Annotated in this window: 23 protein-coding genes and 1 tRNA gene; 11 read left to right on the top strand and 13 right to left on the bottom strand. The window is 61.1% G+C overall.

Going from position 1 to position 21,182, the window contains the following annotated elements:
- The first annotated feature begins 26 nt into the window (after positions 1-26).
- Positions 27-581, top strand: coding sequence for a TlpA family protein disulfide reductase (locus E0502_RS01630; protein ID WP_137676238.1), 555 nt, complete (start codon positions 27-29; stop codon positions 579-581).
- Positions 582-588: 7 nt separating this feature from the next.
- On the opposite strand, the gene E0502_RS01625 is transcribed toward E0502_RS01630, so the two are convergent.
- Positions 589-664 (bottom strand) — tRNA-Val (locus tag E0502_RS01625).
- A gap of 85 nt (positions 665-749) precedes the next feature.
- Here E0502_RS01625 and E0502_RS01620 point away from each other — a divergent pair.
- A complete protein-coding gene (locus E0502_RS01620) occupies positions 750-1,727 on the top strand; it encodes an asparaginase (protein WP_137676237.1) in 978 nt (325 codons plus the stop codon).
- Positions 1,728-1,734: 7 nt separating this feature from the next.
- On the opposite strand, the gene E0502_RS01615 is transcribed toward E0502_RS01620, so the two are convergent.
- From E0502_RS01615 to fmt, 3 genes are all read right to left on the bottom strand, one after another.
- A complete protein-coding gene (locus E0502_RS01615) occupies positions 1,735-2,844 on the bottom strand; it encodes a zinc-binding dehydrogenase (protein ID WP_137676236.1) in 1,110 nt (369 codons plus the stop codon).
- A gap of 83 nt (positions 2,845-2,927) precedes the next feature.
- On the bottom strand, positions 2,928-3,677 hold the full coding sequence (gene truA, locus E0502_RS01610; RefSeq protein ID WP_137676235.1) for a tRNA pseudouridine(38-40) synthase TruA: 750 nt from the start codon (positions 3,675-3,677) through the stop codon (positions 2,928-2,930).
- Positions 3,674-4,579: a methionyl-tRNA formyltransferase gene (gene fmt, locus E0502_RS01605; protein WP_137676234.1), complete on the bottom strand. Its 906-nt coding sequence runs from the start codon at positions 4,577-4,579 to the stop codon at positions 3,674-3,676. The genes truA and fmt overlap by 4 nt, the downstream gene beginning before the upstream one ends.
- Positions 4,580-4,631: 52 nt before the next feature.
- Here fmt and recR point away from each other — a divergent pair, with 52 nt between their 5' ends.
- Complete coding sequence (gene recR, locus E0502_RS01600) at positions 4,632-5,225, top strand: recombination mediator RecR (RefSeq protein ID WP_137676233.1); 594 nt, start codon at positions 4,632-4,634, stop codon at positions 5,223-5,225.
- Positions 5,226-5,288: 63 nt separating this feature from the next.
- The gene (locus E0502_RS01595; protein WP_137676232.1) at positions 5,289-5,870 is read left to right on the top strand and encodes a peptide deformylase; all 582 of its coding nucleotides are present in this window, start codon (positions 5,289-5,291) and stop codon (positions 5,868-5,870) included.
- A gap of 77 nt (positions 5,871-5,947) precedes the next feature.
- Here the strand turns inward: E0502_RS01595 and E0502_RS01590 are convergent, their stop codons facing one another.
- Positions 5,948-6,346 (bottom strand): four-helix bundle copper-binding protein, encoded by a 399-nt coding sequence (locus tag E0502_RS01590; RefSeq protein ID WP_137676231.1) that lies wholly within the window; start codon positions 6,344-6,346, stop codon positions 5,948-5,950.
- A gap of 95 nt (positions 6,347-6,441) precedes the next feature.
- On the opposite strand from E0502_RS01590, the gene E0502_RS01585 reads away from it, so the two are divergent.
- A complete protein-coding gene (locus E0502_RS01585; RefSeq protein WP_137676230.1) occupies positions 6,442-7,836 on the top strand; it encodes a DNA recombination protein RmuC in 1,395 nt (464 codons plus the stop codon).
- Positions 7,836-8,477, top strand: a complete 642-nt coding sequence (locus E0502_RS01580) for an SH3 domain-containing protein (RefSeq protein ID WP_137676229.1) — start codon at positions 7,836-7,838, stop codon at positions 8,475-8,477. The genes E0502_RS01585 and E0502_RS01580 overlap by 1 nt, the downstream gene beginning before the upstream one ends.
- On the opposite strand, the gene E0502_RS01575 is transcribed toward E0502_RS01580, so the two are convergent.
- The 7 genes from E0502_RS01575 to E0502_RS01545 form a co-directional block, all read right to left on the bottom strand.
- Positions 8,478-9,290 (bottom strand): TrmH family RNA methyltransferase, encoded by an 813-nt coding sequence (locus tag E0502_RS01575; RefSeq protein WP_137676228.1) that lies wholly within the window; start codon positions 9,288-9,290, stop codon positions 8,478-8,480.
- Entirely contained in the window at positions 9,290-9,568 is a 279-nt protein-coding gene (locus tag E0502_RS01570; protein WP_137676227.1) for an HPr family phosphocarrier protein, read from the bottom strand. Before E0502_RS01570 ends, E0502_RS01575 begins: the two co-directional genes overlap by 1 nt.
- Entirely contained in the window at positions 9,565-9,993 is a 429-nt protein-coding gene (locus tag E0502_RS01565) for a PTS sugar transporter subunit IIA (RefSeq protein WP_137676226.1), read from the bottom strand. The genes E0502_RS01570 and E0502_RS01565 overlap by 4 nt, the downstream gene beginning before the upstream one ends.
- A 67-nt stretch (positions 9,994-10,060) precedes the next feature.
- Positions 10,061-10,993 carry an RNase adapter RapZ gene (rapZ, locus tag E0502_RS01560; protein ID WP_137676225.1) on the bottom strand — a complete coding sequence of 311 codons (933 nt, stop codon included), beginning with the start codon at positions 10,991-10,993 and terminating at the stop codon, positions 10,061-10,063.
- 62 nt (positions 10,994-11,055) lie between these two features.
- Complete coding sequence (locus E0502_RS01555) at positions 11,056-11,472, bottom strand: HPr kinase/phosphorylase (protein WP_137676224.1); 417 nt, start codon at positions 11,470-11,472, stop codon at positions 11,056-11,058.
- A gap of 4 nt (positions 11,473-11,476) precedes the next feature.
- Entirely contained in the window at positions 11,477-13,057 is a 1,581-nt protein-coding gene (locus tag E0502_RS01550) for a sensor histidine kinase (RefSeq protein ID WP_137676223.1), read from the bottom strand.
- Positions 13,050-13,799 carry a response regulator transcription factor gene (locus tag E0502_RS01545; RefSeq protein ID WP_137676222.1) on the bottom strand — a complete coding sequence of 250 codons (750 nt, stop codon included), beginning with the start codon at positions 13,797-13,799 and terminating at the stop codon, positions 13,050-13,052. Before E0502_RS01545 ends, E0502_RS01550 begins: the two co-directional genes overlap by 8 nt.
- 229 nt (positions 13,800-14,028) lie before the next feature.
- Here E0502_RS01545 and E0502_RS01540 point away from each other — a divergent pair, with 229 nt between their 5' ends.
- The 5 genes from E0502_RS01540 to E0502_RS01520 all read left to right on the top strand — a co-directional run bounded on the left by E0502_RS01540 (position 14,029) and on the right by E0502_RS01520 (position 19,448).
- Positions 14,029-15,639, top strand: coding sequence for a phosphoenolpyruvate carboxykinase (locus tag E0502_RS01540; protein ID WP_137676221.1), 1,611 nt, complete (start codon positions 14,029-14,031; stop codon positions 15,637-15,639).
- 155 nt (positions 15,640-15,794) lie between these two features.
- Positions 15,795-16,118 carry a hypothetical protein gene (locus E0502_RS01535; RefSeq protein WP_137676220.1) on the top strand — a complete coding sequence of 108 codons (324 nt, stop codon included), beginning with the start codon at positions 15,795-15,797 and terminating at the stop codon, positions 16,116-16,118.
- A gap of 18 nt (positions 16,119-16,136) precedes the next feature.
- Entirely contained in the window at positions 16,137-16,637 is a 501-nt protein-coding gene (locus tag E0502_RS01530; protein ID WP_137676219.1) for a DUF937 domain-containing protein, read from the top strand.
- A gap of 102 nt (positions 16,638-16,739) precedes the next feature.
- Positions 16,740-18,233, top strand: a complete 1,494-nt coding sequence (locus E0502_RS01525) for a hypothetical protein (protein WP_204517907.1) — start codon at positions 16,740-16,742, stop codon at positions 18,231-18,233.
- 105 nt (positions 18,234-18,338) lie between these two features.
- Positions 18,339-19,448, top strand: a complete 1,110-nt coding sequence (locus E0502_RS01520; protein WP_137676217.1) for a caspase family protein — start codon at positions 18,339-18,341, stop codon at positions 19,446-19,448.
- Between the two features lie 6 nt (positions 19,449-19,454).
- Here E0502_RS01520 and E0502_RS01515 read toward each other — a convergent pair whose 3' ends face one another.
- Positions 19,455-21,032, bottom strand: coding sequence for a DUF1570 domain-containing protein (locus E0502_RS01515; RefSeq protein WP_161593686.1), 1,578 nt, complete (start codon positions 21,030-21,032; stop codon positions 19,455-19,457).
- Positions 21,033-21,182: the final 150 nt, after the last annotated feature.

The following is a 21,182-nucleotide window of genomic DNA, read 5'->3' as shown; positions in this document are numbered from 1 at the left end:
AACCCGTGCCATCATTTCCTGCGCGCTTGTCGCTCACTGTCGCCATCCTGACACTGCCTCTGGCCGCCTGCGATAGGGAAGCGCCGGAGGAGGCGCAACAACAGGGCGAATTGGCTGGCGCGAAGGCAGGCTTGGCCGGGGAGCTCGACCGCAGCAGCGCGGGCGAGCTGATGCCTGCCACAATTGTGGTCGATCCCGACGGAAACGAGCTAAATCTGGCAGCGTTGCAAGGCCAGCCGGTCTTGCTCAACCTGTGGGCCACCTGGTGCGCGCCATGTGTCGTCGAAATGCCGATGCTGGACGAGCTGGCGGGCGAGTATGGCGATGCCCTGCGGGTGGTAACCGTCAGCCAGGATCGCCGCGGTGCGGAGAAGGTCGTGCCGTTTTTCGCTAAACAGGATTTCCAGCACCTTCAGCCGTGGATGGATGCGACCAGTTCGCTGGATTTCGAGATTTCCGGCGGCGTGCTGCCTGCAACCGTGCTTTATGATGCGAGCGGGCAGGAGGTCTGGCGGGTGGTCGGTGAATACGACTGGTCGAGCGCTGACGCGCGCGTAGCGATTGCCGAAGCTGTTGAATGACCGCGACTGGTGGGCGATGACAGGCTCGAACTGCCGACCCTCTCGGTGTAAACGAGATGCTCTACCAACTGAGCTAATCGCCCGCACCAGTCGCGGTGCCGATGCACATAGCGCCGAAAGTTTGAGAATCAATTGCGAATACGCAGCAAAGCGCATTAGTGGCGCCTCATGACCAGCCAGATCACAGTTCTTGCCACCGGGGGCACCATCGCGGGCATCGCCGGATCGGCGATCGCCAAGGACTATGCGGCGGGACAGATTTCGATAGAGGATTATCTCGACCAAGTCGGCGGACTGGGGCTGGAAGCAGAATTTTCCGGCCAGCAAATTGCCAATATCGATTCGGCCGACATCGGCCCGAAAGAATGGAACGCTCTGCATCCGGCCATCATGGCGGCGCTGAATGACGAGACGTGCGATGGTGTCATTGTTACCCACGGCACCGATACGCTGGAGGAAACAGCCTTTCTGCTCGACCTGACGCTGCCGGCCAACAAGCCGGTGGTTCTGGTTGGTGCGATGCGGCCGGCGGACGCAGTGGGTTACGACGGTCTGCGCAATTTTGCGAATGCGGTGCGGGTCGCCAGCGATCCGGCTGCTGCAGGACGCGGTGTGCTGGTGGTAATGGGTGACCGGGTATTTGGCGCGCGCGATGTGCGTAAGGTCCGCACGCGCGGGACCGATGCATTTCGCGGGTTTCCGCGCGAATCGGTTGCCCTCGTCACCCCGTCCTCGCTCGAATGGTTCGGTGCGCCCTGGCGCACCCAAGGCGGGGCACAGTTCGCGTGGTGCGATGACCTGCCCGAAGTCGGTGTGGTCCACGTGCATGCCGGGCTCGACGGCCAATCAGTTGGACGGTTCATCGGCGACACGATGCGCGGCGTGGTGATTGCCGGTGTGGGAGAAGGCAATCTGCCTGAACCGGTTCGGCAGGAACTCGTCCGCCGCCGCGGCGAGGGCCTCCTGGTCGTGCGCGCGAGCCGTGCCGATGAGGGGCTGGTCGATCGCGAACCAGAGGATGAGGCAAATGGCTTCGTCGCTGCGCGCGCGCTCAACCCGCAAAAGGCGCGGCTGTTGCTGCAGCTGCTGATCGCGAACGGGGTCAGTGACCCCGCCGCGATCCAGCAGGCGTTCGATGGCAGCTAGCTGAAGTTTAGCTCCACGGCGTGACGAGGTATTTTTCGCCCGTCTTCATGGCGCGGTAATCCAGCACCGCATCCTTGGTCAGCATTTCTTCGAGATTCACCCTGCGCTTGTAGCTGCTGGCGAAGGTCGTGGTCAGGTTCTCAAGCACGCGCTGGCGCATGCGCATGACGGTTTCCATTCCGGCATTGGCCAGGAAAGGGGTGAGGAGCCAGCCTGACAAGGTCCAGCCGAAGCCGTAGCTTGGCGTGAGGATGGTCGGCCCCATGTCGAGCCGGCCGTAAATGAACATGCGTTTCTGCTGGTTGGAGCCGTAGCGGCTGTATTCGGTCATCTTGCTGACCGCGACCTGCTCCATTGCCTTGAACACATTGTCGGTCGCCTGTCCGCCGCCAATCGGATCGAAACCGTAAAATGCATCGGTTGCGTCGATAGCTTCGCGCAGCTGCTTCATGAAATCCTCGTCGGAAGAGTTCACGACATGCGTTGCACCAAGGCCCTTGAGCATGTCGACATGCTCTGCCTTGCGGACGATGTTGACCAGTTCCAGCCCGTCTTCCTGACAAATCTTGACCAGCATCTGGCCAAGGTTGGATGCAGCCGCGGTGTGAACGATCGCCTTCTGGCCATCCATTTTGGCGTTCTCGGCAAAGCCGAGCGCGGTCATGGGATTGACGAAGGCCGACGCGCCATCCTCTGCCGAATGATCGCCCAGCGGCAGGCACATGGCGGCATCGGCAATGCAATACTGGCTATAGGCGTTGCCGGGAACGCAAGCGACCCGCTGCCCGTCGAGCGCCTTGGCCATATCGCTGTCGCCTGTCGCGACGACGGTGCCTGCGCCTTCGTTACCCGCCGGCAGCTTCTGTCCGTGGCGCGCCCTGGAGCCACTGTTGAACGGTTCAGGCATGTTGGCGACGAACTTGCCGGGGCCGTAATCGGCATTGTCCATGTCGGCGGCACCCGTCAGGATCGCGAGGTCCGACGGGTTGATCGGTGCCGCTTCCATTTTCACCAGAACCTGATTGCCCTTCGGCTCGGGAGCGGTGACTTCCTCGATTGCCACGGTCAACGTCCCGTCTGCTTCGAGCGTGGTGAAAAGCTGTTTGCCTGTCGTCATGTTCGTTCTCCCAATATCGGTTCCTGTCAGGGTTGAGTGTTTCGCTACGCCGACTGAAACGGATTGGCTAGGGTGACGTTAGGTCAAGCGCTCGCAGCATATTCGGCCGCTACGAAGTATAGCCCGTGCGGCGGCGCGTTGAGTCCCAGTTCCTGCCGGTCGCGCGCTGCCAATGCTTCGCCGACGCGCTGTTCCTGCCAGCGGCCCATGCCGACCAGTGCCAGGCAGCCGACCATGCTGCGCACCTGATGATGCAGGAAACTGCGTGCTGCGGCATGGATCAGCACATGGTCACCCTGACGTTCCACATCGAGCCGGTCGAGCGACTTGACCGGGCTTTGCGATTGGCACTGAGCTGATCGGAAGGTCGTGAAATCATGCTGACCAACCAGCGACTGCGCCGCACGGTGCATGGCCTCGTGATCCAGTACCTGAGCAACTCGCCATGCGCGGTTCCTTTCCAGCGTCAGCGGTGCGCGGCGGTTGGCGATGCGATAGACATAGCTGCGGCCAATGCAGGAAAACCGCGCGTGCCAGTCATCTGGCACGATTTCGCAATGCGTCACGGCAACGGGATCAGGCCGCAAATGGGCGTTGAGTGCGCCCATCATCCGATACGGCGTCAGATCGCTCTCGACATCGAAATGGCTGCGCATGGCCAGCGCATGGACCCCGGCATCGGTGCGCCCGGCGCTGAACAGGGTCACTGTCTTCCCTGTTGCCGCCTTGGCAGCATCCTCGACCGATTGCTGCACGCTCGGGCCGTGCTTCTGCCGCTGCAACCCCTGGAATGGCGTGCCGTCGAATTCGAGTGTGAGCGCGAAGCGGGTCACGCCAGGTCGATGCCTTTAGCAACCGGATTACCGCGCAGGAACTCCTCGCGCTCCATTACCGGCTTGCCGGCACGCTGGAGGCGAACCGGGCGGACCGCGCCTTTACCGCAAGCAATCGTCAGCCGATCGTCGAGCACTTCACCCGGTGCACCGGATTCATCGACGGTTTCTGCGCGCAGCAGTTTTATCCGGTCGCCATCGATTTCGCACCATGCGCCGGGGAAGGGGGCGAGGGCGTGAATGTGACGGACAACTTCTTCGGAAGGTTTCGACCAGTCGATCCGCGCTTCGGCCTTGTCGATCTTGGGTGCGTAAGTCGCAAGCTCATCATCCTGCGCGATCGGACGGTGATTTTTCAGCTCGCGCAACGAACCGACCATCAGCTGTGCGCCAAGCTCGGCCAGTTCCTCTGTCAATTCGCCGGTGGTCTTGTCCTCGATCGGCGTGCGCACGGTGGCAAGCATCGGGCCGGTGTCGAGCCCGGCTTCCATCTGCATGATGGTCACGCCGGTCACCGGGTCGCCCAATTGAATCGCGCGGTGGATCGGCGCCGCACCGCGCCAGCGCGGCAGGATCGAGGCGTGCACGTTGAGGCAACCGTGCGTGGGCGCATCGAGAATTGCCTGCGGCAGGATCAGCCCATAAGCCGCGACAACTGCGACATCGGCGTCGAGCGCGGCGAAAGCTGCTTGCTCCTCCGCCGATTTGAGCGATTTGGGCGAGCGGACTTCTATGCCGAGAATCTCTGCCTCGCGCTGAACCGGAGAGGGTTGCAGCTTTTTGCCCCGGCCCGCCGGTCGCGGCGGCTGGGTGTAGACCGCGACGATCTCATGCGCTGCTTCGTGCAGCGCCCGCAGCGTCGGCACCGCAAATTCCGGCGTTCCCATGAAGATTATACGCATAAGAGTGTGCCGGACCTTTTGTTGAACAGGCGCTGCCCCTATCTTTCCCGCCATGGCATCGCAAGAGATCGAGAACCTCGCCGCCGCGCTGGCCCGCCTGCCGGGCCTCGGCCCGCGTTCGGCGAGGCGCGCGGTGCTGTGGCTGGTCAAGCGGCGCGATCAGGCCCTGCCGCAATTGCTGGAAGCGATGGAGCAAGTGCGCGACCGGCTGGTCGAATGCGAAACCTGCGGCAATATCGACACGCAGAACCCGTGCGGGGTCTGCGCCGACCCGCGCCGCGATGCCAAATCGATCTGCGTGGTGGAGGATGTGTCGGACCTGTGGGCGCTCGACCGGGCGAAGCTGTTTACCGGCACCTATCATGTGCTTGGCGGAAGGCTGTCGGCGCTCGACGGTGTTCGTCCCGAAGACCTCAACATTGCTCCGCTGCTTGCCCGTGTGGAGGCAGGCGGGGTGGACGAAGTGGTCCTCGCGATGAACGCCACGCTCGAAGGGCAGACCACCAGCCACTACATCGCAGAGCGGCTGGAGGGTTTCCCGGTGCGGATCACCCAATTGGCGCACGGCCTGCCGGTGGGCGGTGAACTGGACTATCTCGACGAAGGCACGCTGGCGCAGGCGCTCAGGGCAAGGCGGCCTGTCTGAGCAGCGAATGCGATATCGCTGCTGCGCTTGCTAAGCTTGGCGGGGCGCACTATTTTGCCCCTCATGGCTATACGCGAGATTCTTGAAGTGCCGGATCCCCGGCTCAAAACCGTGTCCGAACCCGTGGCGGACAACGAATTCAATGATGAGCTCAAGACGCTCGTCGAAGACATGTTCGAAACCATGTACGCCGCGCCGGGTATCGGGCTGGCCGCGATTCAGGTCGGCGTGCCCAAGCGGGTGCTGGTGATCGATCTGCAGGAACCGGATACGGACGCCGAGCCGGAAGAATGCGGCCACGACCACGGCGACGGGCAGGGCAGCCACAAGCATTACCCGATCAAGCACGAGCCGCGCGTATTCATCAACCCGGTGATTCTCGATCCGGCAGAGGATCTGGCTACGTATCAGGAAGGCTGCCTGTCGGTCCCAGAGATTTATGCCGATGTCGATCGCCCGTCGACCTGCACCGTCCGCTATCAGGATCTTGACGGCAAATCCCACGAGGATGCGCTCGACGGGATGATGGCGACCTGCATCCAGCACGAGATGGACCACCTCGAAGGCATCCTATTCATCGACCATCTGAGCCGCCTCAAGCGGCAGATGGCGCTGAAGAAATTGCAGAAACTGCGCGCTGCCTGACCGCCGATCTTGCCTCGGCTGAAACGAAAAAGCCCCGCCATCGAGCGGGGCTTTTCATTATAAGGCGGGCATTGCGATCAGGCGTGCTGTTCCATTCCGTTGAGCGCTTTCAGGCAATCATCGGCACATTCGCGGCACATGCGCGCGCAGCGGCGGCAATGATCGCTGTCATGCTTGCTGCATTCGTCGATGCAGGCTTCGCACGCGGCGATGCAGGTGCGCAGCATCGCTTCGATGATGCCGACATTGCCCGCAGTGCGGCGTGTCGCGACGCGGTAGGTCGCGGTGCAGATGTCCGAGCAATCCATGCACAGGCGGATGCATTTCTGCATGTCGCCTTCTTCGGCGCTGCACGCATCGGCGCAGCTGTTGCAGATCGCCGCGCAATACATGGCGTGCTTGACCGCTTCGCCCAGCTGGTCGTTCCAGTCGGCCCCGACTTGCGGGTGTTCCTTGATCATTTCCTTGATGGACATGGGGATTCTCCTTTTGTTAGAAGAAGGAACGAGGCGGGGGATTGGTTCCGTAAAGGCGCTTGGCGCGGGGCCGCGTTCCGACTATGTTCCGCCCTATGGACCCAATGCTCATCATTCTTGTCGCGCTGTTTGGCGGACTCATCATCGGCGGACTTGCCGGCTGGTTCTTCGGTTCGAGGCCGGTTGCCGATTGGCGCGCGCGCCATGCGGAGCGTGATGCCGAGGCCAAGGCGCTGGACGAGAATTTCCGCAAGGCGATCGTCGATCTTGAGAACGCGACCGTCCGCGCGGACCGGGCGGGCGAGCTGGAAACGCGGTTGGACGCGGCGCGGGAAGAACTTTCCGGGTTGAAGGCGCAGGCGGCAGGTTTTGCCGAACAGAAGCGCTTGCTCGAGGAAAGCCGCGAGAAATTGCTCAAGGAGTTCGAGAACACCGGCGCACAAGTACTTGGCAAAGCACAGGAAGCGTTCCTGGCGCGGGCCAATGAACGGTTCGGCCATTCGGAAAAGGCGAGCGCAGAAAAACTCTCGGCATTGCTGCGCCCGGTGGACGATCGGCTGAAGAAATACGAGGCGCAGGTCGAGCAGCTCGAAGCCAAGCGGGTCGATGCGTTCGGCCAGCTGACCGGCCTGATCGAAAATATGCAACGCGGTCAGGAAGAGGTCCGGCGCGAAGCCCAGCGGCTCGGCAATTCGCTGACCAATGCTCCCAAGGCACGCGGGCGCTGGGGCGAGCGGGCCTTGCAGAACGTGCTGGAACAATGCGGCCTGTCACAGCACACCGATTTCGTCCTCGAACAGTCGGTCGAGACTGAAGGAGGACGCATGAGGCCCGATGCCATCGTGCATGTGCCGGGCCAGAAGAAGCTGGTGATCGACGCGAAAGTTTCGCTCAACGCCTATCAGGCCGCATTCGAGGCGGACGATGACGACGAGCGCGCGCGCCACATGGCCCTGCACGCAAAATCCATGCGCAATCACGTGCAAACACTTGGCGCGAAAAGCTATCAGAGCCAGTTCGACGATGCGCCGGATTACGTGGTGATGTTCGTACCGGGCGAGCATTTTGTCGCCGCCGCACTGGAAGCCGATCCCGAGCTATGGGACTTCGCCTTCAAGAACGGCGTGCTGCTTGCCACGCCGACCAATCTGGTCGCCATCGCGCGAACCGTCGCGCAGGTCTGGCGGCAGGACAAGATGGCCTCCGAAGCGCAGGAAATCGGCCGGATGGGGGCGGAATTGTATGAGCGCCTCGCCACGGCCGCCGAACACCTCAAGCGCGTAGGTGGCGGGCTGGAGAGCGCGGTCAACAATTACAACAAGTTCGTCGGGTCTTTTGAGAGAAATGTCCTGTCTTCGGGTAAGCGCCTGGCAGAAAAGGGGATCGAGATCGGCAAGCGTGAGATCGAAGACATCCCGCTGGTAGAAAGCGCGCCGCGCTATACCGGCGAAGACCTGTTGATTGACGGAGAGAAAGAGGGGGCGGAATGATGCGTGCGGCAATTTGGGGTTTGTTGCTTGCCGGGCTTCTTCCAGCGACGGTTGCAGCGAAGAGCGTCCCTCCGAAGGACGAGTGTAGCGGTATCGCGGGCGCGGACCGGTTCCGCATGGCGCTCGCGACCGCCACGGCCAATCGCGATCCGGACATGCTGCGCCCGTTGGTCGACCCGGAAATCCTGCTCGACTTCGGTGGCGGGTCCGGTTGGGACCTGTTGGCCCAGCGGCTCGACGATCCCGACTATGCGCTGTGGGACGAACTCGACAAGGTGCAGCGCCTCGGTTGCGGCATCTACAGCGAGGAGCGCGGCGGGGAGATGTATCTGCCCTATTACTGGGGCGTCGATCCGGGAACGGACGATCCGTATCTGACCTATTTCGTGATCGGCGACGGTGTTCCGCTGCGTCAGGGCCCGGCGGCGAATTCACCGCTCCTTGATCGCCTCAGCTGGGATATCGTGACTCTGATCGACGATGGCACACAAAAGCCTGGCGATCTCGCGCATGTGCAGTTCGCCAGCGGGCGGACGGGCTACGTCGCGTTGGAGCATCTGCGCTCGCTGGTCGACTATCGGCTGATCGCGGCGCCAACCTCTGATGGCTGGACAATCAAAATCTTCATCGCGGGCGACTGATCAGCCTTCCAGACTGGCCAAAACCTCATAGGCCAACACGGAGCCCGCCACTGCGGCGTTCAGGCTGTCCGCGCGCCCGCGCATCGGCATGGTGACGCGCAGGTCGCAGGCCGTCTCGTAGTCCTCCGGAAGGCCTTGCGATTCGTTTCCGACGAGGATGAAGCACGGGGCGGCGTAGGGTGCCCCGCGATAGGGGACCGCGTCGCGCAAGGATGCCGCGACGAGCTGGCCGTCTCCGCCGCGCAGCCATGTCAGGAAATCCTGCCATGTCGCCTGCGCGATTTGCTGCGTAAACACCGCCCCCATGCTCGCACGCACGGCCTCGACGCTGAACGGGTCCGCGCAATCGTCGATCAGGATCAGTCCGCCAGCGCCAACCGCATCGCCGGTGCGCAGCATGGTGCCCAGATTGCCCGGGTCGCGCAGCGCCTGTGCCACCAGCCAGATATCGGATCGATCCCGTGCAAGCGCGCTCAGCGAAGTGTCGAATTCCGCGAAGACCCCGGCGACCGCTTGCGGATTGTTCTTGCCGGTGATTTTTGAAAGGATGTCGGGCGAGGTCTCGATAACCTCGCCGCCGCTGTCGAGCACCGCGCGTTCGAGCACCGCCAGCAGTGGATGCGCATCGCGGTTATCCGCCATCACCAGAACCTCCGGCAACCGCCCGCATTCACGGGCGTCGGTCAACAGGCGCAATCCTTCGGCAAGAAACTTGCCTGCAGCCTTGCGATGCTTCTTCTCGCGCAGGCTGCGCAAATATTTGACTGTCGGATTGGAAAAGCCGGTGATCTGCCGCCGGCGAGGATCGGGCATCACTCTTCGCCGAACCCGTTCTCGATCAGCGCCGACAGCTCTGCGAGCACAGCCTCGGCATTGTTGCCAGCAACGATCACATCGACGCTATCGCCCTTCGCTGCACCAAGCATCATCAGTCCCAGGATCGAGCCTCCTCCGGCTTCGTTTTCGCCCTTGGCAACCTTGACCTGCGTGCCCGGTGGTAACTCAGCGACAGCTCCGACGAATTTGGCGCTGGCGCGGGCATGAAGGCCGCGTTGGTTGACGATGGTGATGGATTTGCGCTGTTCGCTCATCCGGCGCTGCCGCCTGCCTTCTTTTCGGTCTGACCGAGCAGTTCCGATGCCACGGTGATGTAGGACCGGCCCGCTTCGCGCGCGGCGCAGACCGTGGTGTAAACATCGTTTTTCTGCCGCGCGCCCGCCAGCCGGATCAGCATCGGCAGGTTGATCCCGGCGATCACTTCCACCCGGCCTTCTTCCAGCAGCGATATCGCCAGGTTGGACGGGGTGCCGCCGAACAGGTCGGTCAGGATGATAGCGCCCATGCCGCTGTCGACGGATTTGACCGCATCGGCGATTTCCTGCCGCCGGTGTTCCATGTCGTCATTGGGTCCGATGCACACAGTGCGGATCGATTCTTGCGGGCCAACGACATGCTCCATCGCATTGACGAATTCGTCGGCCAGATTGCCGTGGGTTACGAGGACCAAACCAATCATAGAGTGTTGTACTTGATATCCCGGACTTTGAACGAATCCTGAGCGCGGTGCAGGAAGCTGACCTGTTTCATGCCTTGGGTCTTTCGATCTCGTCTGCTGCGCGCGAGCCCAGATTACGGTGAATGACCGTGGGCGAAAATCCCTCCGCACGCAAGACCTCGTCCAGACGCGCTGTGGTGAAGACGGAGCGGTGCCTGCCGCCGGTGCATCCAAGGGCGACATTGACGTAGCTTTTGCCCTGCGCCCGGTAGCGGGGAATCAGCGTCAGCAACAATTCGCGTATCTGCCCGAAAACCTGCTCGAATGCGGGGTCCTGCATGATATGTTCGCCAACCGCGGCGTCGAGCCCGGTCTGCTCGCGCAATTCCTCCACCCAGTGCGGATTATCGAGGAAGCGCATGTCGAAAACCAGATCGGCCAGCGGTGGCGTGCCGCGGGCAAAACCAAAGCTTGTGAGGATGATCGACATGTCGTGCGGCGCGGTGTCGGCGAATCCTTCGCGAATTGTTCGCTTCAGATCGTTGCTGGAAAAACCGGTCGTGTCGATGACCACATCCGCCCAGCGCCGCAACGGCTCGAGCAGCTCGCGTTCTGCCTGGATCCCGACCCGCACCGGCCGCCCGCTGGCCATCGGATGGCGGCGGCGGGTTTCATTATAGCGCCGCTCCAGCTCGTTACTCTTGCAGTCGATAAACAGGGTCGTCAGCAGCACATCGGGCCGGTCGGTCAAATGCTTGACCTGCTGGATGATTTCATCGGGCACAAAGCCGCGCGTGCGCGAATCGAAACCAATCGCGAGCGGGCCTGTGCGCGCATTATCCGCATCGTTGCCGACCAACCGGTCGAGCAGCCTAATGGGAAAATTGTCGATCGCTTCCCAACCCAAATCCTCCAGCACGCGCAATGCTGTCGTCTTGCCAGCACCGGACAAGCCGGTGACCAGCAGGATGCGTTGGCGGTGGTCCGCTGTTGCTTGAGGTGAGGGCGAATCGCTCGACATGGGCTCGCGTGTTTGGGCCTTAACAAAAGTTGTGAAAAGGGATTTCCGTAGCTCGTGCTAGGTCAGGACGATAAACCGTGAAGCTGCAGTGCCTGCTCGGCGCGCACCGCATCCGCTGGCCCGCCGACACCGAAGCGCAACAGGGGGATCGCAATCCCTTCAATAATATGGCGCTGAGCGGTTTCGACGTAGCGCGGCGGGTCGGCGTCGATTGCCAGGATCAGACAAGCCCTTGCAGCGCTAGCGGGAAAGCGCACCAGCCCAACATTGCGGATTTCGAGCAAGCCGGCAATGTTCTCGGGGGGATGCGCGATCAAACTATCGCCGTCGATTTCCAGGGCAATCCCATCGTCGCCGACCAGCGTTGCCCCGCGATCGATCAGTGCCAGTGCCAGGCTCGATTTGCCGCACCCTGGCGGCCCCTCGATCAGGATAGCCCGACCATCCACCGCCACAGCTGTCGATTGTCGCAGTTTCATCGGATCAGGCTGCTTGCCAGCCTGCGTTTGGCAGCCGTAGCACCATCTTTGCCCCTTGATGGCCGTTGTCGCGCGCCATGGCTACAAGCGCGCCGTCATGCGCTTCTGCAATCGATCGCGCGATGGCGAGGCCAAGACCGCTATGATTGCCAAAGTCTTCCGCGTCCGGACGGATGGAATGGAACCGCTGGAAGATTTTCTCGCGAGCGTCTTCGGGAATGCCGGGCCCTTGATCTTCGACCACGAGCGCGACGCAGGTCTCGTCCATGGTGATGGTTACGTCGATTGTGCCGCCGTCCGGCGAGAAAGACACGGCATTGTCGAGCAGGTTCTCGATCACGCGTTCAAGCCGCGTCGGCACGACCTGCACCATTGCATGGCCCATCGGCTGTCGCAGCGTGATTTCATGCCCTTCGTTCTCGTCGCGATTGTCACGCCGTTCGATAATCGCCTCGGTCAGCGCGCCCAAATCGACTTGCTCCAGTGTCGCGCGAGAAATCTCCGCATCCACCCGGCTGGCGTCAGAGATCTCCGTAACCAGCCGGTCAATCCGGCGCACATCGTGCGAGGCGATATCGAGCAACTGGTTGCGCAAATCGGGGTCGTCGACGAGGCTAAGAGATTCGACCGCACTACGAAGCGAGGCGAGCGGGTTCTTGATCTCGTGAGCAACATCGGCGGCGAAATGCTCAACCCCGTCGATCCGGTCGCGTAAAGCATTGGTCATGTCCGACACGGCGCGCGCGAGCAGGCCGATCTCATCCTTGCGTTCGGGCAGGCGCGGGACTTCGACCTGGCGTTCGCGGCCAAGCCGGACCCGCTGAGCTGCAGAGGACAGGCTGCGCAAGGGGATGACTATCGTACGGGCGAGGTAGAGCGACAAGAGGACGGACGCGACCAGAGTCAGCAGCACGGCAATGCCCAGCGTCGAACGCGCGCTGCGCACGGATTCTGTGATGTCGACCGCATTGCGGGTGGTCAGCAGAGTTGCGCCGTTGGTCCCCACTGGCGCGGCGGCGGTGATGACCGGGGTGCCGTCGGTCCAGTCGCGCAGCTGGATTTGGCTAAGCCCCGTTTCACGGGCGCGGGCGAGTTCGGGCCATGCGTCCGCTTCGTTGGATTCGGGTTCGATATAATCTTCGACCGGCTCCGCAGAAACGACAGCGTCGACGATCTTGTCCAGCGTTTGTGCCCAATCGTCGCCCCAGCCATCCTTTGTCGTGTCAGAGAACGTGAAGGACGGCTCTTCAAGCGCAAAGCTGTCGGCCCAAAGTTCGCCCTCTGCATCGAACATGCGCACGCGCATGCGCTGCTCCTTGCCGATCTGGACCAGCAATGCTTCCTGCCGCTGGCGGGTCGCACCGGCGAGCGCTTCGGCGGTAATCTGTGCTTCGATCCGCGCCAGCTTGTAGCGTTCGTTGAGCAATTGCTTGCGGTAGCCATCGAGATAGAAAATACCGCCGCCAAGCAGCGCGAGCGGCAGGAGATTCACCGCGAGGATACGCGACGTTAGAGAGAGCCGGCTGGCGAAGCTCGATTTCTCCAGCCCCGCATCCAGGCGTCCGGACAGGCGTGATCTAGCCATCGGTAAAACTGTATCCCGCGCCATACAGGGTTTCTATCGCGCCAAACTGGCGATCCACCTTGCGAAACTTGCTCCGCATGCGCTTGATGTGGCTGTCCACTGTGCGGTCGTCGACGAAAATATCGTCGGGATAGGCTGCATCCATCAACTGGTTGCGCGACTTGATAACGCCGGGACGCACGGCAAGCGCTTCGAGGATGAGGAACTCAGTCACCGTAAGCGACACATGTTTGCCGTCCCAGCTGACGAAATGCCGCGCTGGGTCCATCGTCAACCGGCCGCGGGTGAGCATTTCCCCGCCACTCGCAGGCTTACCGCTGCCATCGTCGATCTCGACCATGGCGCGGGCGTCGCTGCGGCGCAGGATGGCGCGAATGCGAGCAGTCAGCAGGCGGATGCTGAACGGCTTGGCGATATAGTCGTCCGCACCTAGTTCGAGCCCGGCTTCCTCGTCCTGTTCGTCATCCTTGCTGGTCAGGAAAATAACCGGAAGGGCCGAGTTTTCCCGCAAGCGGCGCAGCAGTTCCATCCCGTCCATCCGCGGCATCTTGATGTCGAACACGGCCAGGTCGGGCGGATTTTCCAACAGCGCTTTCAAGGCCGCTTCGCCATCCGAATAGAGCCGCGTCGCATAGCCTTCAGCCTGCAGCGCGATGGATACCGTGGTCAGGATATTGCGGTCATCATCGACCAGCGCAATTACTTGCTGCCCGGCCTTCGGTTCCGCCTGCGTATCGGACATGCTCTCTCCGCTTGTGCCTGTCGCGGCGAAGCTAGCCGCTCTTGACGGGCGAAACAACGCGATAGCGTGATTTGCTTGCGATTGGCCGCGTCCTTCCACAGAAGGGGCAAACTCGGTTTGACGCAGGGGCGGGGCGCGATTATGCGCACGGCAAAACTGTCGTGCATAGGTATGCACGCGAATCGGGCTGTCCATCCCCCATGCAGCCCGCCATCGTCAGGAGATCACCGTGACCATCGCGCTTTCCCATTCGCTCGCCAACCAAGGTTTTGCGACCGACGCCAAGATCCATGCCAATCTCGGCACTGCACGGCTCGTCGAGCATGCGCTGGACAAGGGCGAAGGCAAGCTGACCAAGCACGGCGCACTGTTGGTCGATACCGGCAAATTCACCGGCCGCAGCGTGAAGGACAAATATGTCGTCCGCGATGACACGACCGAAGACACGATCGACTGGGGCGCAATCAACCAGCCGATGAGCGAAGAACACTTCGCAGTGCTGAAGGCCGATTTCCTCGATCATCTGAAAGGCCAGGACGAACTCTACGTCGCCGATCTGTTCGGCGGTTCGCAGCCGGATTACCGCGTCAATGTGCGCGTCATCAACCAGATGGCGTGGCATAATTTGTTCGCGCGCACCCTGCTCGTCCGCCCGACCGAGGAAGAGCTCGCCGGTTTCGATCCCGAATACACCATCATCAACTTGCCCAGCTTCAAGGCGGATCCGGAACGCCACGGTTGCCGCAGCGACACGGTGATTGCGGTCAGCCTGACCGAGAAGCTTATCCTGATCGGCAACACCGAATACTCGGGCGAGATGAAGAAAGGCGTGTTCGGCCTGCTCAATTACCTGCTGCCGGCGCAAGGCGTGATGCCGATGCACTGCTCGGCCAATGTTGGCGCCGATGGCAAGTCTGCGATCTTTTTCGGCCTTTCGGGCACCGGCAAGACCACGCTTTCGGCCGATGCAAGCCGCACGCTGATCGGCGATGACGAGCACGGCTGGTCGGACGATGCCGTGTTCAATTTCGAAGGCGGTTGCTATGCCAAGATGATCAACCTGTCAGCCGAGGGCGAGCCGGAAATCTACGCGACGACCAAGATGTTCGGCACGATCATCGAAAACGTGACGATGGACGAGGATACGCGCGAACTCGACTTCACCGACGGCAGCAAGACCGAGAATACCCGCGGCGCCTATCCGATCGAATACATCCCCAATACGAGCGAAAAGAATCTCGGCCCGGCACCATCGAACGTGATTATGCTTACCGCCGATGCGTTCGGCGTGCTGCCTCCGATCGCGCGACTGACCGCCGACCAGGCGATGTATTACTTTCTGTCGGGCTACACCGCGAAGGTCGCAGGCACAGAGATCGGCGTGACCGAGCCGGAAGCTACTTTCAGCACCTGTTTTGGTGCCGCCTTCATGCCGCGCCATCCGAGCGTCTACGGCAATCTGCTGAAAGAACGCATCGCCAAGGGTGCTGTCCAGTGCTGGCTGTTCAACACCGGCTGGACCGGCGGCAAGTACGGTGTCGGCAGCCGCATGCCGATCAAGGCGACGCGCGGTCTGCTCAACGCTGTGCTCGATGGCAAGATGGACGAAGTCGACTTCCGCAAGGACGCCAATTTTGGCTTCGATGTGCCGGTCCATGTGCCGGCGCTGGATGAAGCTGGCATCGACCAGGTAGTGCTCGATCCCCGATCGACCTGGGCAGACAAGGATGAATACGACCGCACAGCGAAGAAGCTGGTACAGTTGTTCGTCGACAATTTCGCCAAATTCGAGAACCATGTTGATGAAGGCGTGAGACAGGCGGCCCCGCAGGCTGCCTGACCCGCTGCCATTTTCGAATTGCTGTTGGAGAGGAAACGCCCGCCCGGGCAATCGGAGCGGGGGTTTTTCTTTGCGCGAGTTTACCTTGTACCACTGGGTGATCGTGCAATTGTGCTGTATCGGGCGGTATAGACTCGAAACCCACGGAGGAAATCATGAGCCTGTTCGACAATATCCTCAAGAATATCGGCGGCGCGCCGGATGATGTGAAAAACCTTGCGGCGAAAGTCGGAATCGACCCTGCGATGGCGGAGAAAGCGATCGCGACGCTTGGTCAGACCCACCAGATGCAAGGTGACACGGTGGAACTGGCATCGGTCAAGACGGGCCTCGATACCGGTACGCTCAACCAGATCGTGCAGCAGATCGGCGGCGAAGGATCGCTCAGCAGTTTCGCTTCGATGCTTGACCGCGATGGTGACGGCAACCCGCTTGACGATATAGCCGACATGGCCAAAGGTTTGTTCGGTAAGAAATAATTGCAAGGAAGCAGAGTTATGAGCCTCGCCCAAATTCTCCAGCAGTCCGGTGCCATCGAAAGCATGGCGAAAGAACTCGGTATCGACGAGCAAACCGCAAAGATCGGGGCGGGGGCCTTGTTGCCGGCAATTGTCGCGGGAATGGGGCGCAGCGCAACCGGTGGCGGCGGTTCGTCCGACCCGCTCGGCGGACTGGGCGGGCTGGCCGGTTCCATACTGGGCGGTGGGGGCGGCGGTCTGCTTGAATCTGTTCTCGCACCCAAGCCGACACCGGTCCAGCAGGGCAATGATATCCTCGGATCGATCTTCGGCAGCAAGGATGTCAGCCGCAGCGTAGCCGGTGAAGTCGCCTCGATGACCGGCATCGATGAGGGCTTGCTCAAGAAAATGCTGCCGATCCTGGCCATGGCCGTTGCGGGATACCTCGCCAAAGGCGGCTCGCAGCAGAGCGGAAGCACTGGCGGCAGTCCGCTCGGCGGCATCCTCGGTTCGATAATCGGCGGATTGGCCAGTCGTTAGTGATCATGCGTCATGGTGTCGGCCTGGCCTTGAGCAAGGGAAGCCGCACCCGGACGTAGTTTCTTTCAGTTCTTAGACGGGGGGTCGCACTTGTTCCGTCCATTGATTGTTTTCGCCTTCGCTTTGCTGGCCTCGCCAGTGAACGCCAAATGGTACGTCGCTGAAAGCGAGCACTTTGTCGTCTATGCCGATGAAGATCGCGAAAATATGGAGCGCTTCGTAACCATTCTCGAACGGTACGACGCTGCTCTCTCGCTGGTGACGGAGAATGACGGTCCGCCGCCAAGCCCGTCGAACCGGCTGACGGTATTTGTTGTCGGAGACCGCAGCGATGTCCGCAGGCTTTCCGGTGGCAACCGGTTTGTCGCCGGCTTTTACGTTCCGCGGGCGGCCGGTTCCGTCGCCTTCGTACCCGATATAAAGCTGAGAAAAGGTCAGCGCAGCCTGTCTCTGATCGTGCTTCTGCACGAATATGCCCACCACCATATGGCTTCGGGCAAACGCGCCGCGACGCCGCAATGGCTGAGGGAAGGATTCGCCGAATATATGGCGATGGCCACTTTCGGCAAGGATGGCTCGGTCGAACTGGGTCTCGGAGCCGGGCACCGGTTCAATGAACTGTATTTCACAGACAATGTGTCGGTCCGTGAGCTGTTGGCCGACGACGGCTCGTCACCCGCTCTGCGGGCGTCGTACCAATCCTATTACGGCAAATCGTGGTTGCTCTATCACTATCTCACCGCGACCCCTGAGCGGGCCGGCCAGCTGGAAGCTTACTCAAATGCTGTCGCGTCGGGCGTGCCTTCCGCTGCAGCCGCCGCCGAAGCCTTTGGCGATACAGGCGTGCTTGAGCGCGAGCTTGAACGATATTTGCGCGACTGGGTATCGCCCACAGTGAAGTACGACAAAGACCAGATCTCGATTGGCGAATTCACTGTGTCCGAGCTCGATGCAGGCGCTGAGGCAATCCTGCCGGCCTATATGACATTGCGCCGCGGAGTGGAGCGGGAAGGCACGGCAGCGATTGTGTCCGAGGCGAGGGAGGTCGCGCAGCGTTTTCCCGACAACGCGTTCGTCCAATCGGTGCTTGCGCAGGCAGAATACGAAGCCGGCAACGACTTGGCTGCGATTGCTGCGGCAGACGCGGCCATTGCAATAGAGGGCGGAGCGAAGGAAGCCTACCTCTACAAAGGCTATGCGCAATTCCGATTGGCCGCGGGCGCGGTCGATGCAAATGCCGCCTATGCCTCTGCCATGGCAACGTTTTCCGAATTGAACGGCCTTGAGAACGATCATCCCGTGCCGCTGGTTCAGTATTATCGCAGCTATGTCGAGCGCGGGCTGGTGCCGCCTGAGCAGGCCAGGCATGCGCTTGAACGCGCCGCGCAGCTTGTCCCGCATGACAAATATCTCTGGCTGAGTGTCGCGATCATGCAGGCTCGCGAAGGAAAAATCGGACTGGCGAGGATGAGCCTGCTGCCGATTGCGACCGACACGCACGACAGGGAAGCATCGGGTATCGCGATCGCCATGCTCTCGGCCTTGCAGGGCGCGCAGGAAGGGGAGCCCTTCTTGCAACCGGCAATGGCCGAATAGGCAATCGCGCCCACCCATTGCGCGAATTCTTTCCGCCCGGTCGATGGTGTTCGGCTATTGGGTGATGCTGTGCTAATTGTCCGGCCTTGGGGGAGGGCGATTACGATGCTTCGATATTTTCTGGTGCTGCTTGCTATCTGCGCAGCATTGTCAGCGCAGCCAGGCCACGCGCGCAAAGTCGCCTTGATCATCGCCAATTCGGAATATGCAAACGCCAGCCAGCTGGAAAATCCGAAGAACGATGCTGCGCTGGTGGCGCAGGCCGCGCGCGACGCGCAATTCGACGATGTTACGCTGATCGAGGATGTCGGCATCGATGCGTTCGAAGCCGCATTGCGGGAATTTGCCGCGAAGGCGGACGGGGCAGACGTGGCGATGCTGTATTTCGCCGGGCACGGGATCGAGGGCAAGGGTCAGAACTGGCTGATCCCGACCGACGCCAAGCTGGAGGCCGATCGCGACCTGCCATTCGAAGCGATCGAATTGTCGCTGGTCACCGACAGCATGGCTGGCGCGCAAGTGCGCATGATCGTGCTCGATGCGTGCCGCAACAATCCTTTCGGCAATCGCTGGAAAAGCGGTACGCGCGCGGTGAATCGCGGGCTGGCACCGGTCGAGGCGGATGACATCATAGTGATCTTCGCAGCCGCCCCCGGGCAGACCGCCTCCGACGGGGCGGGTGACAATTCACCTTTCGCGAAATCGCTCGCAGCGCGGTTGCCGCAGGCCGACCTGCCGCTGCAATTGCTCGGTGGCAGTGTCCGCGACGATGTGCTGCGAGCCACGAACGAGGAACAGCGCCCGTTCGTCAGCGCCAGCGTCACCGGAACGCCGATCTATCTGGTTCCGCGGACAGAGGGCAGCATACCGGGCAAGCCGATCCGCTTCTTTGTCGAGAATATCGTGATCACCTGCATAAAGCGGACGGAGACCTTCGGGGAGGACGAGGTCTATCTCCTCGTCAACACCGGCCAGCGTGTCCCTGAGACGCCGGGTGACAAATTCGATATCAACAATGGCGAAACGTGGACGGTGCCCGGCAGTTTCAATTCCATCGCACCGATCAGCTTGACCGTGATGGAAGACGATCCGGTTGGCGACCATGACCGGATTGGAACGGTCGACACCGGCACCGAGGTCGGCCGCTTCACACGCACATTGCTGCATGATGGAGGGGAATACACCGTCAGCTACGATCTTCGACTTGGCGACTGAGAGGCCTTAGTCGTCGTCTTCGCGATCATCGTTGTCATTGCCGTCTGCGCCAACAACATCGGGCATGTCGATAATGACCGGCGGCAGGAATGCCTCACCCTCCGGCGCATCATCCAGCAGCTTGCGGATCGTTGCTGCGCGGCTCGCCAAGGCTCCCCCGTGAGGGTCATTGGCTAACGGAGCCAGCGAAAGCCCCGCCAGTTCGATCTTGCCTTCCTGCGCCTGCATCATCGCGACCTGAAACCACAGGCCCTTGTCGAACGGTGCGAGCTGGGCTGCGCGTTCAAGCGCGTGCCTGGCATCTTCCGGTGGCTCCATCCCCCTCTCGGCAAAACTGCGATAGTAATACATCAGCGGCACGGGATGATCGTTCTCCAGCCGGTTGAGCGCGCCTAATGGTTTCATCGCTTTGGTGTAGGCGGCATCGCGATCATCGGCCGTCTCAGCCTTGCGGAACATGGCGTAGCCTTTCTGGACATAGGCGTTGGTGCGCGACGGGTCGAGCGCGATCGCCTTGTCGGCTGCAGCAATCGCCGCATCATCATTGCCTGCGTCATATTCAGCCTCTGCCAAAGCGGTCAGCACACCTGCATCACTGGGGTAGTCCGCCGCAACTTCGCGCGCGTCAAGAACGATTTCCTGCGCCTTCTCCTCATTCACTCCGTGCTGTGAGCGAATACGGATCGGCATCATCTCCGCTTCTCCTTCGGGCAATTTTCGCAGAGTGACCTTGGTCTGGGTCAGGATTTCTGCCGGCAATTCAAGATAGGCTCTTCGGCGCTCCATCTGATACAAAACCAGATCACGCTCCAGCGATTTCAAGTCGCCAAATGCGGTTTGCCCTGCTTCCAGAGACGACATGCCTTGAGCCATCAGTTGCGCGTACTCGCTCAATTGGCCCTGCCGATCGTCCGAAAACTGAAGAAAGTGATACAAGAGCCAGCTTCGCCCGTAAAAATCATCTCTGCGATCTCCGCGATTTTCTTCATAGAGCTCTGGATCTAGCAGCTCCTCGACGCTGACGGAGTTGCTACCGGCAAGCTCATAGGCGCGATAGCGCGCATCGCGACCGATCTTGACCGAGCCGTCCTTATTGAAAGATGCCGATGAAAAGAATTCAGCCGATCCTTCGCTGAGCCATCGCGGCATGGACATGCGGGAGGATGAGATCAAGAAGTGATGTGCGTATTCATGGAGCAGGATAATTGTCGTGAAGCTGGGGTAGTCGCTCTTGAAAGTGATATCCTGCACGAAGGCCATCGAGCCACTGGCGCGTGGAATGTAGAACCCGGCAATTGAACTGCTTCCGGTTAATTCGCGAATGTCTTTCTGGCCACCAACGACGAAGATGGTGAGACGGTTGGATGGACTGGGCTTGGGCACATCGCGGCTAAGAACATACTCGAGCGCTGAATGGTATCGCTCGAGATACTCGGCAAAGCGCCGGATATCTTTTTCCCTGTCATCAGCATAGACGACGAAATTATCGCTTTCCGCAACGTGCCAGTCTGCAGACGCCGAAGTCGCCCATCCGAACCAAAGTAAAAACGCGCCCAACAAGCGGGCTGCGACCCCCGTTTTCATAGCCAACCCCCTAAAGTCGTGCGAATCGAATGATGTATCGATGGAAGAATAGGCAGAAATGCGCCTGCAGGTCGAGGGCGAGCCTGTGACAGGTGCGGTCTGCCAAAGCATTTTCCTACACACTAGGCGTCTGATAGTGCCGGATTTGCT

This window comes from Parerythrobacter lutipelagi, assembly GCF_005434975.1.
Classification (GTDB): domain Bacteria; phylum Pseudomonadota; class Alphaproteobacteria; order Sphingomonadales; family Sphingomonadaceae; genus Parerythrobacter_A; species Parerythrobacter_A lutipelagi.
Note: the sequence above shows the minus strand (reverse complement) of the source record. Positions and strands in the feature narration are given on the sequence as shown.